The organism is Pseudomonas sp. TH37, assembly GCF_016650735.1.
In the GTDB taxonomy this organism is placed as follows: domain Bacteria; phylum Pseudomonadota; class Gammaproteobacteria; order Pseudomonadales; family Pseudomonadaceae; genus Aquipseudomonas; species Aquipseudomonas farris.
The window spans coordinates 22749-37072 of sequence record NZ_JAEKFD010000014.1 but is presented as its reverse complement, the minus strand read 5'-3'; the positions used below and the strand labels follow the sequence as shown (position 1 = coordinate 37072).

Here is a 14324-nt window from a genome sequence, read left to right as displayed (position 1 = left end):
GGTGAGATGCGTGTTTTAGAGGGATCTATAGACTTCTGGCGATTATCTCTGAAGCATAGGGCCTCTTCGCGGGCAAGCCTCGCTCCTACAAGGTTTATGTCGATCACAAATATTGCGTACGACACAAAACCTGTGGGAGCGAGGCTTGCCCGCGAAGGCGTCATCAGCAACACCAAAAACCCCAAGAGAACTGCATGACCTCGCTGAACCTCACGAACCTCGCCTGGACACCCCTGGGCCACGGCCATTGCCATCATCAGTTCCAGCTGCGTGACGCATCCTTGCACGTGGCCGCCGGTGAGTTCGTCGGGTTGATCGGCCCCAACGGCAGCGGCAAGACCAGCCTGTTGCGGTGCGCCTACCGCTTCAGCAAACCCGAGAGCGGTGAGGTAAAGCTCGACCATCACAACGTCTGGAAGCAATCCTCACGCTGGTGCGCGCAACGCATCGCCGTGGTGTTGCAGGAATTCCCCGATGCCTTCGGCCTGACCGTCGAGGAAGTGGTCGCCATGGGCCGCACGCCGCACAAAGGCCTGTTTGATGGCGACACCCTTGAAGACCGAAAACTCGCGACCCACGCCCTCGAATCAGTCGGCCTCAAGGGCTTCGAAGACCACGCCTTCGCCACCCTTTCCGGCGGTGAAAAACAGCGGGTAATCCTCGCCCGCGCCTTGGCTCAACAACCGCACTTGCTGATCCTCGATGAACCGACCAATCACCTCGACCCGCGCTATCAGCTGGAGCTGTTGCAACTGGTCAAGCGGCTGCAGATCGGCACACTGGCGAGTATTCACGACCTCAATCTGGCTGCGGCTTTCTGCGATCGGCTGTACGTGATCAATCACGGTCGCATCGTTGCCAGCGGCCCGCCCAAAGAAGTCCTGACCGCACAACTTTTACACAACGTGTTCGGCGTCGACGCCCTGATCGATGACCATCCCTTGCACGGCTACCCACGAATCACCTGGATAACCCAACCATGACTTTGCGTTCCCTGCTGCGCTCCAGCCTCTCCATTGCTTTACTGCTGGGCAGCGCCCATGTGGTTGCCGAAGCCACGCATTACCCGCTGACCATTCAGAGTTGCAACCGCGAAGTCACCTTCAAGGCTGCACCGAAACACGCAGTCAGCCATGACATCAACATGACCCAGATGATGCTCGCCCTCGGCCTCAAACCAAGGATGGCCGGGTATAGCGGCGTGACGGGCTGGAAGTCGGTGACGCCCGAGATGCAGACCATCCTCGATGGCTTGCCGGAGCTGGCGGCCAAGTACCCGTCGGTGGAAACCCTGCTCAACGCCAACGTCGATTTCTTCTTCGCCGGCTGGGATTACGGCATGCGCGTCGGCGGTGATCTCACGCCGCAAACCCTGCAACCGCTGGGCATCAACGTCTACGAACTCACCGAGTCCTGCGCCTTCGTCATGAAGCGCCCGCCCGCCAGCCTGGAAGACACCTACAACGACCTGCGCAACCTCGGAAAAATCTTCGACGTGCAGGACCGCGCCAACACCGTGATCGCCGAGATGCAGGCGCAAGTCGCCGACATCCGCAAGGATCTGCCGACGGACAAGCCTCGGGTGTTTCTCTACGACAGCGGTGAAGACCGGGCCATGACTTCCGGTCGTCTCGGCATGCCTCAAGCGCTGATCGACGCTGCCGGCGGGCGCAATATTCTCGACGATGTTGAGGCGAGCTGGACGCGGGTGAATTGGGAGAACGTGGTCGAGCGCAATCCGCAGGTGATCGTGATCGTTGATTACGGCGAAGTCACCGCCGAGCAGAAGGAACAATTCCTGCTCAACAACCAGGCCCTGCAATCGGTGGACGCGATCAAAAACCAGCGCTTCATCGTCATTCCGTACGTGCAGGCCACACCCGGGATCGACAACGTGCTGGCGGTCGAAACCCTGGCCAAGGGTTTCCACGGCGAATGATCGATCGTCGCTATGCCTTGTTGCTGATGGCCCTCGGCGCGCTGTTGCTGGTGTCGTGCGTGGTGTCGCTGGGCTTCGGCCCGGCGCGGGTGCCGGTGGAGGTGGTCTGGCGAATACTGCTGCACAAGATTATTGGCTTCGGTGCTGCGGACTGGACGGCCGGCCAGGAACACATCGTCTGGCTGATCCGCGTGCCGCGCATGTTGCTCGGCGCGTTGGTGGGTGCCGGCCTGGCGTTGATTGGTGCGGTGCTGCAAGCGGTGACGCGCAATCCGCTGGCGGATCCGCACCTGCTAGGTGTGACCTCCGGCGCGACCCTCGGCGCGGTGATCGTGGTACTGCATGTCGGTGAGATTGTCGGGTTGCTGACCTTGCCGATCGCGGCGTTTATTGGCGCGCTGCTGAGCATGTTGATCGTGCTGATGATCGCCAATCGTAATGGGCGACTGGACAGTGATCGGCTGCTGTTGTGCGGCGTGGCGGTGTCATTCGTGATGATGGCGATCGCCAATCTGCTGTTGTTTCTCGGTGATCACCGCGCCAGTTCTGCGGTGATGTTCTGGATGCTTGGCGGGCTCGGGTTGGCGCGCTGGGAATTGCTCGCGGTGCCGGCCGCCAGTGTGTTGCTTGGGTTGGTGTTGTTGCTGGGGATGGCCCGGCCATTGAATGCGTTGATGGCGGGTGAGCAGACGGCGGTGACTCTCGGTTTGAATGCTCGCACCGTGCGGCTGCGGGTGTTTTTGATTGCGTCGTTGATGACTGGGGTGTTGGTGTCGATCAGCGGGTCTATCGGGTTTGTCGGGTTGATGGTGCCGCATATTGCGCGGCGGTTGGTTGGGGCTGAACATCGGCGATTGCTGCCGGTGTGCGTCTTGTTGGGCAGCCTGTTCCTCGTCTGGGTCGACGTGGCCGCACGCACCCTGATCGCCCCGGAAGACTTGCCCATCGGCGTCGCCACCGCCGCCATTGGCGGGTTGTTCTTCATCGGTCTGATGCGCCGTCGCTAATGTCCAAAAGAACCACTGCACCTGTGGGAGCTGGCTGGCCTGCGATGACGGCGGCACATTCAACATCACCGTGGCTGACCCACCGCTATCGCGGGCAAGCCCGCTCCCACAGGATCTGTGTCGTACACAGATTTTGTATATGACCGCTCCCCTTGTGGGAGCTGGCTTGCCTGCGATGACGGCGGCACATTCAACATCACCGTGGCTGACCCACCGCTATCGCGGGCAAGCCCGCTCCCACAGGATCTGTGTCGTACACAGATTTTGTATATGACCGCTCCCCTTGTGGGAGCTGGCTTGCCTGCGATGACGGCGGCACATTCAACATCACCGTGGCTGACCCACCGCTATCGCGGGCAAGCCCGCTCCCACAGGATCTGTGTCGTACACAGATTTTGTATATGACCGCTCCCCTTGTGGGAGCTGGCTTGCCTGCGATGACAGCGGCACATCCCATCACCCTGACTGACCCACCGCCATCGCGGGCAAGCCCGCTCCCACAGGATTTGTGTCGTACACAGATTTTGTATATGACCGCTCCACCTGTGGGAGCTGGCTTGCCTGCGATGACAGCGGCACATCCCATCACCCTGACTGACCCACCGCCATCGCGGGCAAGCCCGCTCCCACAGGATTTGTGTCGTACACAGATTTTGTATATGACCGCTCCACCTGTGGGAGCTGGCTTGCCTGCGATGACGGCAGCCCATCCAATATCCCTGTGACTGACACACCGTCTTCGCGAGCAAGCTTCGCTCCTACAGGGGGCGAGGCAATATCTGCGCCCCAATCTGGCGCACCTCTTCGCACCAGTGCGCCAAACGCGGTCTTTCATGGTGCGCCGCCAAACCCGCGCAACCGCTCTAATACGACATTTCCTTGCCCTTCCCCGACCGGGCACAGCCCTTGCTAAAGACCCTTCAGTCGTCCGCATCTGCCAACCATAAAAAACTTTAACGTTCATGGAGATCGCACAATGAAGCGTCGCAGTTTGATCAAGGCTTTCACACTATCGGCAAGCATTGCCGCGATGGGCATGGCCTGGACGGTCCAGGCCGCCGAGACCATCAAGGTCGGTATTCTGCATTCGTTGTCCGGCACCATGGCGATCTCCGAAACCTCGCTCAAAGACATGGCGTTGATGACCATCGACGAAATAAACGCCAAGGGCGGCGTAAACGGCAAGATGCTGGAGCCAGTGGTGGTTGACCCGGCGTCGAACTGGCCACTGTTCGCCGAAAAGGGTCGGCAGTTGCTGACTCAGGACAAAGTGGCGGTGGTGTTCGGTTGCTGGACCTCGGTGTCGCGTAAATCGGTACTGCCGGTGTTCGAAGAACTCAACGGCCTGCTGTTCTACCCGGTGCAGTATGAAGGCGAAGAGATGTCGCCGAACGTGTTCTACACCGGCGCGGCGCCTAACCAGCAGGCGATTCCGGCGGTGGAATACCTGATGAGCGAAGAAGGCGGCAGCGCCAAGCGTTACTTCCTGCTCGGCACCGACTACGTTTACCCACGCACCACCAACAAGATTCTGCGCTCGTTCCTGCACTCCAAAGGTGTGGCCGACAAGGACATCGAAGAGGTCTACACTCCGTTCGGCCACAGCGACTATCAAACCATCGTGGCCAACATCAAAAAATTCTCCGCCGGTGGCAAGACTGCGGTCATCTCCACGGTCAACGGCGACTCCAACGTGCCGTTCTATAAAGAGCTGGCCAACCAGGGCCTGAAAGCCACCGACGTTCCGGTCGTGGCGTTCTCCGTGGGTGAAGAAGAACTGCGTGGCATCGATACCAAACCGCTGGTGGGCAACCTCGCGGCGTGGAACTACTTCGAATCGGTCGAGAACCCGCAGAACAAGAAATTCGTCGCCGACTGGAAGGCCTACGCCAAGAAACACAACCTGCCGGGCGCCGACAAAGCGGTGACCAACGACCCGATGGAAGCCACCTACGTCGGCATCCATATGTGGGCGCAAGCGGCCGAAAAAGCCAAGTCCACCGACGTCAACAAAGTCCGCGAAGCCCTGGCCGGCCAGACCTTCGCCGCGCCGTCCGGTTACACCCTGACCATGGACAAGACCAACCACCACCTGCACAAGCCGGTGATGATCGGCGAGATTCAGGCCGACGGTCAGTTCAACGTGGTGTGGCAGACCGAAGGGCCGATCCGCGCCCAGCCGTGGAGCCCGTTCATTCAGGGTAACGACAAGAAGCCGGATTATGCGGTGAAGAGCAACTAAAGCCACTGGGTGTCGGGGCTGGGCACGGAGCTCGGGCCCGACACAAATCCCTGTGGGAGCTGGCTTGCCTGCGATGGCATCACCTCGGTGCATCAGATACACCGAGTCGTCTGCATCGCAGGCAAGCCAGCTCCCACAATGTCCGCGCAAGGCGACTTTTTATGCCCACCGCCCTTTACCGCTTGATCCTCGCCATCGCACTTTTGTTACCGATGGCCACCCACGCCGGCGACGCCGAAGACTTCGTCGCAGCCAATCCCGTGCAACAAGCAAAACTTCTGGAAGTCTGGGCCGCGCAGCCCGATCCGGCCCGTATCGAACTGATCAACGCCCTGCAACAAGGCGAGCTGACCATCGATGGCCTACCGAAAACCCTGCGCCTGAACAACCGTCTACGCGGTCTGATCGACACCGCTTTGGCCAGCCACCAGTTGCTCGCCGCCGACGCCAGAATCCGCTTGGCCGCCGCGCAGCAATTGCAGAAAAGCGCCAAACCCGCGCAGCTGAAATTCCTCGACCAGCAACTGGTTGGCGAAAAAGACGAAAGCGTTCACGCCGCCCTGAGCCTGGCGTTGGCCAACCTGCAATTGGTCGACACCGATCCGGCCGTACGCCTCGCCGCGGTGCGTCTGCTCGGTGAAACTGGCGACCCACTGGCCCGCACCCGCCTCGAAGGTTTGCTTGAACCCGGCGTCGAAGCCGATGCCAATGTGCGCACCGCCGCCGAAACCAGCCTGGCCCAGGTCAAGCACAAATTGCTGATCGGCGAGATGCTTGGGCAGGCCTTCAGCGGCATGTCCCTCGGTTCAATTCTGTTGCTGGCGGCGTTAGGTCTTGCAATCACATTCGGCCTGCTCGGTGTGATCAACATGGCCCACGGCGAGATGCTGATGCTCGGCGCTTACTCGACGTACGTGGTGCAGCTGATGTTCCAGCGCTTCGCCCCGCAGGCCATCGAGTTCTACCCGCTGATTGCCCTGCCGGTAGCGTTTTTTGTCACCGCCGGGATCGGCATGGCGCTGGAGCGCACGGTGATTCGTCACCTCTACGGTCGCCCATTGGAAACCCTGCTCGCCACCTGGGGCATCAGCCTGATGCTGATTCAGTTGGTGCGCCTGGTGTTCGGCGCGCAGAACGTCGAAGTGGCCAACCCGGCGTGGTTGTCGGGCGGAATTCAGGTGTTGCCCAATCTTGTGTTGCCATACAACCGCATCGTAATCATCGCGTTCGCCTTGTTTGTGGTGGTGCTGACCTGGCTGCTGCTGAACAAGACGCGCCTCGGTTTGAACGTGCGCGCCGTCACCCAGAACCGCAACATGGCCGCCTGCTGCGGCGTGCCGACCGGCCGCGTCGACATGCTCGCCTTCGGCCTCGGCTCGGGCATCGCTGGCCTCGGCGGCGTGGCGCTCAGCCAGATCGGCAACGTCGGCCCGGACCTCGGTCAAAGTTACATCATCGACTCGTTCCTGGTGGTGGTACTCGGCGGTGTCGGTCAACTGGCCGGTAGCGTGCTGGCCGCCTTCGGTCTGGGAATCGCCAACAAAATTCTCGAACCGCAGATCGGTGCGGTGCTGGGCAAAATCCTGATCCTCGCGCTGATCATTCTGTTCATCCAGAAACGTCCGCAAGGCCTCTTCGCACTGAAAGGACGGGTGATCGACTGATGAACCAGCCTCTGCTGCTCACGGCCACACAAAAGGCCGGCCCAAAAGTAACCCTCGCTGTTGGCGCGGTAATCCTTGTTTTGCTGCTGGCGTTGCCGCTGCTGTCGCTGTTATCGCCCATCAGTGTTTTTCACGTCTCGGCCTACACCCTCACGCTGGTGGGCAAAATCCTTTGCTACGCCATCGTCGCCCTGGCCCTCGATCTGGTCTGGGGTTACGCCGGCCTCTTGTCGCTGGGTCACGGTCTGTTCTTCGCCCTCGGCGGCTACGCGATGGGCATGTACCTGATGCGCCAAGCCTCGGGCGATGGCTTGCCCGCGTTCATGACCTTCCTGTCGTGGACCGAATTGCCGTGGTACTGGACCGGCACCAGCAGCTTCCTCTGGGCCATGTGTCTGGTGGTGTTGGCGCCGGGCCTGCTCGCGCTGGTGTTCGGTTTCTTCGCCTTCCGTTCGCGGATCAAGGGCGTGTATTTCTCGATCATGACCCAGGCCCTGACCTTCGCCGGGATGCTACTGTTTTTCCGCAATGAAACCGGGTTTGGTGGCAACAACGGCTTCACCAACTTCCGCACCATTCTCGGGTTTGGCATCACTGAACCGGGGACGCGTGCGGTGTTGTTTTTCGCCACGGTGCTGTTGCTGGTGGCGAGCCTGTTCATCGGTTGGCGGCTGGCGCAAAGCAAGTTTGGCCGGGTTCTGACCGCGTTGCGGGATGCGGAAAACCGCTTGATGTTTTGCGGCTACGACCCACGCGGTTTCAAGTTGTTTGTCTGGGTGTTGAGCGCGGTGTTGTGCGGCTTGGCCGGCGCGCTGTATGTGCCACAAGTCGGCATTATCAACCCGAGTGAAATGTCGCCGACCAACTCCATCGAAGCGGCCGTTTGGGTGGCGCTGGGTGGTCGCGGCACGCTGATCGGTCCACTGCTCGGCGCTGGTGTGGTCAACGGGATGAAGAGCTGGTTCACCGTGGCGTTTCCGGAATACTGGCTGTTCTTCCTCGGCGCGCTGTTCATCGTCGTGACGTTGTACCTGCCCAAGGGCGTGATCGGGTTGCTGAAGAAAAGGGGTGAACAATGAGGCTTGTAAAATGAGAACCACTGCAACGGCTGAATTCATGCTCGAGCCAGCTTTTTTTCCGCCGCTGGAGCCCAACAGGGACGCCGGCAGCAGCCGCGATGCCATCGGCCTCGGCCAGAGCGCCGGCAAAGGTCTGAATACCCGACACGGCACCATCCTGACCCTGGAAGACATCAGCGTCAGCTTCGATGGTTTCAAGGCGCTGAACGATCTGAACCTGTACATCGGCGTCGGCGAACTGCGCTGCATCATCGGCCCCAACGGCGCGGGCAAGACCACGCTGATGGACGTGATCACCGGCAAGACTCGCCCAAGCCACGGCAAAGCCTGGTTCGGTGAAACCCTCGATCTGACGCAGATGAGTGAAGTGCAGATTGCTCAGGCCGGTATCGGTCGCAAGTTCCAGAAACCGACGGTGTTCGAAGCCCTGAGCGTGTTCGAAAACCTGGAGTTGGCGCAGAAAACCGACAAGTCGGTATGGGCCAGCCTGCGGGCTCGTCTCAGTGGCGAACAGAAAGATCGCATCAGCGAAGTGCTGGAAACCATTCGCCTGACCGCCTCGGTCAATCGTCCGGCGGGGTTGTTGTCCCACGGTCAGAAACAGTTTCTGGAAATCGGCATGCTGCTGATGCAGGACCCGCAACTGCTGCTGCTCGATGAGCCGGTGGCGGGTATGACCGACGCCGAAACCGAATTCACCGCCGAGCTGTTCAAGAGCCTGGCGGGCAAGCATTCGCTGATGGTGGTGGAACACGACATGGGCTTCGTCGGCTCGATCGCCGACCACGTCACCGTGTTGCACCAGGGCAGCGTGCTGGCCGAAGGGTCACTGGAACAGGTGCAGGATAATGAGCGGGTGATCGAGGTTTACCTCGGCCGATAGACCTGCGAATAAAGGACCTGTGGGAGCGGGCTTGCCCGCGATGAGGCCTGCACATCCAACATCTTTGTTGAGTGACACACCGCCATCGCAGGCAAGCCAGCTCCCACAGGGTTTCTGTGTGGAACAGAAGGAATTTGAACATGCTGCAAGTCGACAAGCTGCATCAGTACTACGGCGGTAGCCACATCCTGCGGGGCTTGACGTTTGAGGTGAAGGTCGGCGAGGTCACCTGCCTGCTCGGACGCAATGGCGTGGGCAAGACCACCCTGCTCAAATGCCTGATGGGTTTGCTGCCGGCCAAGGAAGGCGCGGTGAACTGGGAAGGCAAACCGATCACCACGTTCAAGCCGCACCAACGGGTGCATGCCGGCATCGCCTATGTACCTCAGGGGCGGGAAATCTTTGGTCGATTGACCGTGGAAGAAAACCTGCTGATGGGCCTCTCACGGTTTCTCGGCGCTGAAGCGAAGGAAGTCCCGGCGTTCATTTACGAGCTGTTCCCGGTGCTGCTGCAAATGAAGCAACGGCGCGGCGGTGATTTGTCTGGTGGTCAGCAACAGCAACTGGCGATCGGCAGAGCTCTGGCCAGTCGTCCACGGCTACTGATTCTCGACGAACCCACCGAAGGCATCCAGCCGTCGGTGATCAAGGAAATCGGCGCAGTGATCAAGCAGCTTGCAGCGCGCGGCGACATGGCGATTCTGCTGGTGGAGCAGTTCTACGATTTCGCCGCCGAACTGGCCGATCAGTACCTGGTGATGTCCCGGGGAGAGATCGTGCAGCAGGGTCGCGGCGAAAATATGGAAGCCGAAGGTGTCCGTGGACTGGTTACGATCTAACCTGCAGCCTCCTGACGATAATTAGAAATCATGAATTTACCTGCCCCCTTCACACTGTTCACCCCCAGCTGGCATGCCGAGCTGGAACTCGGCTACGCCCGTTTCGGCGACAGCACACGCCCGGTGCAGCGTCGCCACAAAGGCCCGTTGCGGGTGCAGAAGCATTTGTACGCCGAAGGCCCCGAGGTGTGTCAGCACATCATCGTCCACCCGCCGGGCGGAATTGCCGGAGGTGATCGGCTGGACATCTCGGCCAGTGTCGGTACGGACGCCTGGGCGCAAATCACCAGCCCCGGCGCCGCCAAGTGGTATCGCGCGGGCGGGCCGGCTTATCAGAAACTCGACCTGCACGTGGCCGCCGGTGCTACGTTGGAGTGGCTGCCGCAAGAGACGATTATCTTCAGCGACGCTCAGGCGGAACTCAGCACCAGTATCGACCTTGAGGGCGATGCGCGGCTGTTCTACTGGGACGTGGTGGCGCTGGGTCGCCCGGCCAGCGGCGAGCGCTTCGACCTCGGGCATTTTCAGGCGCACCTGGATATCCGCCGCGACGGCCAGTTGCTCTGGCACGAACGCCAGCGCATTGTCGGGAACGATGGTTTGCTGGATTCGCCGATAGGCCTGGATGGCCAACCGGTGTTTGCGACGTTGCTGGTGACAGGTGAAATTGATAGCGAATTGCTGGAGAAGTGCCGCTCGCTGAGCAATGACGTGCGCGGGGATCTGACACAGTTGCCGGGGCTTTTGGTCGCTCGATGCCTGGCCAGTGAAGCGTTGTTGGCACGTGGCTGGCTGATTGATTTGTGGCGGTTATTGCGCCCGGCGTTGCTGGGGCGAGAAGCCGTCCCACCCAGAATATGGGCCACCTGAATGATGCTTTTATGTGGGAGCGGGCTTGCCCGCGATAGCGGTCTTACAGTCAACATCTTTGCAAGATGTTATGGCCTCATCGCGGGCAAGCCCGCTCCCACAGATTTTGTATTTACAAATCCGAATACCTTTTTATCTGCCCAGATGGATTCCAAACGATGGACCTGACCCCACGCGAAAAAGACAAGCTGCTGATCTTCACCGCCGGCCTCGTGGCCGAACGGCGTTTGGCTCGCGGCGTGAAGCTCAATTACCCGGAGGCCATGGCCTATATTTCCGCGGCGCTGCTCGAAGGCGCGCGTGACGGCCAGACCGTGGCCGAGCTGATGCATTACGGCACCACCCTGCTCAGCCGCGAACAAGTGATGGAAGGCATCCCGGAAATGATCCCGGAGATCCAGGTCGAAGCGACGTTCCCCGACGGCACCAAACTGGTCACCGTTCACCAACCGATCGCCTGAGGCCGCGCCATGACTTACCACATCCGCGATGCGTCGCTCGCCGACCTGCCGGCGATCCGCGACATCTACAACGACGCCGTCCTCAACACCACGGCGATCTGGAACGAACAGGCCGTGGACCTGGGCAATCGCCAGGCCTGGTTCAGCGCCCGGCAAGACCAGGGCTATCCGATCCTGGTGATCGTCGACGGCGATAACAGCGTACTCGGCTACGCTTCATTTGGTGACTGGCGGCCGTTCGACGGGTTCCGCCACACGGTCGAGCACTCGGTGTATGTGCTCAACGACCAGCGGGGCAATGGCCTCGGCCCGCAACTGATGGAAGCGCTGATCGAACGCGCCAAAGGCTGCAACAAACACGTGATGGTCGCCGCCATCGAAAGCGGTAACGGCGCCTCGATTCGGCTGCACGAGCGGGCCGGTTTCGTCGTCACCGGCCAAATGCCGCAGGTGGGTACCAAGTTCGGCCGCTGGCTGGACCTGACCTTCATGCAACTGATCCTCGACCCGGGCGCAATGCCACCCGGTCCCCACAAGGAGTGATACCCATGAACGCCGCCCAACTGCGCCGCGTCAATGTTGAAAGCTTTGCGCACTATCGTCAGGGTTTGATTGATTTGCTGCTCGACGCCGTCGGCTATGGCGCCAGTGTCGGGTTCATGGCGGATCTGGATGCGACTCAGGCCCGAGCTTATTTCGATGAAGTCCAGGAAAACCTGAACAAAGGCAACGTGCTGCTCTGGGTGGTGGTCAAGGACGAACAGGTACAGGCCAGCGTGCAACTGACGTTGTGCCAGAAAGCCAATGGGTTGAACCGCGCCGAAGTGCAGAAACTGCTGGTGCGTGAACACGCCCGTCGTCGCGGCCTGGGCCAACAGATGATGCATGCCCTTGAGCTTGCAGCCCGCCAACACAAACGAGGCATGCTCTACCTCGACACCGAGGCCGGCTCCCCCGCCGAAGACTTCTACAAGGCGATGGGCTACACCCGCGCCGGCGAAATCCCCGACTACGCCTGCGACCCGAACGGCCGCTACAAACCGACTGCCCTTTACTACAAGATTCTCCAAGGAGCCCATTGATGATTCCCGGTGAATACCAGATCCAGCCCGGCGACATCGAACTCAACGTTGGCCGCCGCACCCTCAGTTTGAAGGTGGCCAACAGCGGTGACCGGCCGATCCAGGTCGGCTCGCATTATCACTTCTTCGAAACCAACGACGCCCTGACCTTCGACCGCGCCGCCAGCCGCGGCATGCGCCTGAACATCCCCGCCGGCACCGCCGTGCGCTTCGAACCGGGGCAAAGCCGCGAGGTCGAGTTGGTGGACCTGGCCGGGCATCGCCGGGTGTTCGGGTTTGCCGGGCGGATCATGGGCGATCTCGACTGATATCTGCGGTGTTCTCAGAAAGATCGCAGCCTCGCTCCGCTCGACAGCTCCTACAGAGACTGCAGGCAACCGGGAATTTGCGTGAACACCTGCGGCACCTGAAATTTCGCGGTCGTACACACCCTGTAGGAGCTGTCGAGCGAAGCGAGGCTGCGATAGCGAGCGACGCGAGCGGTCTCAAACACAATTGAATCCCAAGGCAAGCGCATGAAAATCTCAAGACAAGCCTACGCCGACATGTTCGGCCCCACCGTTGGTGACAAGGTCCGTCTGGCCGACACCGAGCTATGGATCGAAGTGGAACAGGACTTCACCACCTACGGCGAAGAAGTGAAATTCGGCGGCGGCAAAGTCATTCGCGACGGCCAGGGCCAAAGTCAATTACTGGCTGCGGAAGTGGTCGACACGTTGATCACCAACGCCCTGATCATCGACCACTGGGGCATCGTCAAGGCGGACGTTGGCCTCAAGGACGGTCGCATCGCCGCCATCGGCAAGGCCGGCAACCCGGACATCCAGCCCAACGTCACCATCGCGGTCGGCGCCAGCACCGAAGTGATCGCCGGTGAAGGCATGATCCTCACCGCCGGCGGCATCGACACCCATATCCACTTCATCTGCCCGCAGCAGATCGAAGAAGCGCTGATGAGCGGCGTCACCACCATGATCGGCGGCGGCACTGGCCCGGCCACCGGCACCAACGCCACTACGTGTACCTCCGGGCCATGGCACCTGGCGCGCATGCTTCAGGCCGCCGATGCGTTTCCGATGAACATCGGCTTCACCGGCAAGGGCAACGCCAGCCTGCCCGAGCCGTTGATCGAACAGGTCAAGGCCGGCGCCATTGGCCTGAAGTTGCACGAAGACTGGGGCACCACCCCGGCGAGCATCGACAACTGCCTGAACGTCGCCGATCAGTACGACGTGCAGGTGGCGATTCATACCGACACCCTTAACGAGTCGGGCTTCGTCGAAACCACCCTCGCCGCCTTCAAGGGCCGCACCATCCACACCTACCACACCGAAGGTGCCGGTGGCGGCCATGCACCGGACATCATCAAGGCCTGCGGTTTTGCCAACGTGCTGCCGAGCTCGACCAACCCGACCCGGCCGTTCACCCGCAACACCATCGATGAACACCTCGACATGCTGATGGTCTGCCACCACCTGGACCCGAGCATTGCCGAAGACGTAGCGTTCGCCGAAAGCCGCATTCGCCGCGAAACCATCGCCGCCGAAGACATCCTTCACGACCTCGGCGCGTTCTCGATGATCAGCTCCGACAGCCAAGCCATGGGCCGCGTCGGTGAAGTCATCACGCGCACCTGGCAGACCGCCGACAAAATGAAAAAGCAGCGCGGCCCGCTGCCCGGTGACGGCGAAGGTAACGACAACTTCCGCGCCAAACGCTACATCGCCAAATACACCATCAACCCGGCGATCACCCATGGCATCAGCCATGAAGTGGGTTCGGTGGAAGTGGGTAAGTGGGCCGATCTGGTGCTCTGGCGCCCGGCGTTTTTCGGGGTCAAACCGACGCTGATCCTCAAGGGTGGCGCCATTGCGGCCAGCCTGATGGGCGACGCCAACGCTTCGATCCCGACACCGCAACCGGTGCACTACCGCCCGATGTTCGCCAGTTACGGCGGCTCGTTGCACGCCACCAGCCTGACCTTTATCAGTCAGGCGGCGCAGGAGGCCGGATTGCCCGAAGCGTTGGGCCTGAAAAAGAAAATCGCCGTGGTCAAAGGCTGTCGCGACGTGCAGAAAACCGACCTGATCCACAACGATTACCTGCCAAACATCGATGTCGATCCGCAAACCTATCAGGTCAAGGCTGACGGTGTATTGCTGTGGTGTGAACCGGCGGATGTATTGCCGATGGCGCAGCGCTACTTCCTGTTCTGAGCCTTCACCCGCAATGAAAAAAGCCTCGGCCAAGGCATATCC

The 14324-nt window shown here is 60.7% G+C and carries 14 protein-coding genes; all 14 read left to right on the top strand.

Annotated features, from left to right (window positions below; genetic code table 11):
• The first annotated feature begins 194 nt into the window (after positions 1–194).
• The 14 genes from JFU11_RS26115 (at position 195) to ureC (ending at position 14282) form a co-directional block, all read left to right on the top strand.
• Entirely contained in the window at positions 195–983 is a 789-nt protein-coding gene (locus JFU11_RS26115) for an ABC transporter ATP-binding protein (RefSeq protein WP_123718999.1), read from the top strand.
• Positions 980–1939 (top strand): ABC transporter substrate-binding protein, encoded by a 960-nt coding sequence (locus JFU11_RS26110; protein ID WP_201062542.1) that lies wholly within the window; start codon positions 980–982, stop codon positions 1937–1939. The genes JFU11_RS26115 and JFU11_RS26110 overlap by 4 nt, the downstream gene beginning before the upstream one ends.
• Positions 1936–2946, top strand: coding sequence for an iron ABC transporter permease (locus tag JFU11_RS26105; protein WP_201062541.1), 1011 nt, complete (start codon positions 1936–1938; stop codon positions 2944–2946). The genes JFU11_RS26110 and JFU11_RS26105 overlap by 4 nt, the downstream gene beginning before the upstream one ends.
• A 976-nt stretch (positions 2947–3922) precedes the next feature.
• Positions 3923–5188, top strand: coding sequence for an urea ABC transporter substrate-binding protein (gene urtA, locus JFU11_RS26100; RefSeq protein ID WP_007907378.1), 1266 nt, complete (start codon positions 3923–3925; stop codon positions 5186–5188).
• A 161-nt stretch (positions 5189–5349) separates the two neighbouring features.
• Complete coding sequence (gene urtB, locus JFU11_RS26095) at positions 5350–6852, top strand: urea ABC transporter permease subunit UrtB (RefSeq protein ID WP_201121409.1); 1503 nt, start codon at positions 5350–5352, stop codon at positions 6850–6852.
• Positions 6852–7931 carry an urea ABC transporter permease subunit UrtC gene (urtC, locus tag JFU11_RS26090; protein ID WP_008011177.1) on the top strand — a complete coding sequence of 360 codons (1080 nt, stop codon included), beginning with the start codon at positions 6852–6854 and terminating at the stop codon, positions 7929–7931. The genes urtB and urtC overlap by 1 nt, the downstream gene beginning before the upstream one ends.
• A 10-nt stretch (positions 7932–7941) precedes the next feature.
• Positions 7942–8814 (top strand): urea ABC transporter ATP-binding protein UrtD, encoded by an 873-nt coding sequence (gene urtD / locus JFU11_RS26085; RefSeq protein ID WP_123721452.1) that lies wholly within the window; start codon positions 7942–7944, stop codon positions 8812–8814.
• Between the two features lie 140 nt (positions 8815–8954).
• Positions 8955–9653, top strand: a complete 699-nt coding sequence (gene urtE / locus JFU11_RS26080; protein WP_201062540.1) for an urea ABC transporter ATP-binding subunit UrtE — start codon at positions 8955–8957, stop codon at positions 9651–9653.
• A gap of 30 nt (positions 9654–9683) precedes the next feature.
• Positions 9684–10523, top strand: coding sequence for an urease accessory protein UreD (locus tag JFU11_RS26075; protein ID WP_201062539.1), 840 nt, complete (start codon positions 9684–9686; stop codon positions 10521–10523).
• A gap of 158 nt (positions 10524–10681) precedes the next feature.
• On the top strand, positions 10682–10984 hold the full coding sequence (gene ureA / locus JFU11_RS26070) for an urease subunit gamma (RefSeq protein ID WP_007937143.1): 303 nt from the start codon (positions 10682–10684) through the stop codon (positions 10982–10984).
• Positions 10985–10993: 9 nt separating this feature from the next.
• Entirely contained in the window at positions 10994–11527 is a 534-nt protein-coding gene (locus tag JFU11_RS26065; RefSeq protein WP_201062538.1) for a GNAT family N-acetyltransferase, read from the top strand.
• A gap of 5 nt (positions 11528–11532) precedes the next feature.
• On the top strand, positions 11533–12066 hold the full coding sequence (locus tag JFU11_RS26060) for a GNAT family N-acetyltransferase (protein ID WP_123721456.1): 534 nt from the start codon (positions 11533–11535) through the stop codon (positions 12064–12066).
• Complete coding sequence (locus JFU11_RS26055) at positions 12066–12374, top strand: urease subunit beta (RefSeq protein ID WP_008011171.1); 309 nt, start codon at positions 12066–12068, stop codon at positions 12372–12374. Before JFU11_RS26060 ends, JFU11_RS26055 begins: the two co-directional genes overlap by 1 nt.
• Positions 12375–12581: 207 nt before the next feature.
• Complete coding sequence (gene ureC, locus JFU11_RS26050; RefSeq protein WP_201062537.1) at positions 12582–14282, top strand: urease subunit alpha; 1701 nt, start codon at positions 12582–12584, stop codon at positions 14280–14282.
• Positions 14283–14324 lie beyond the last annotated feature (42 nt).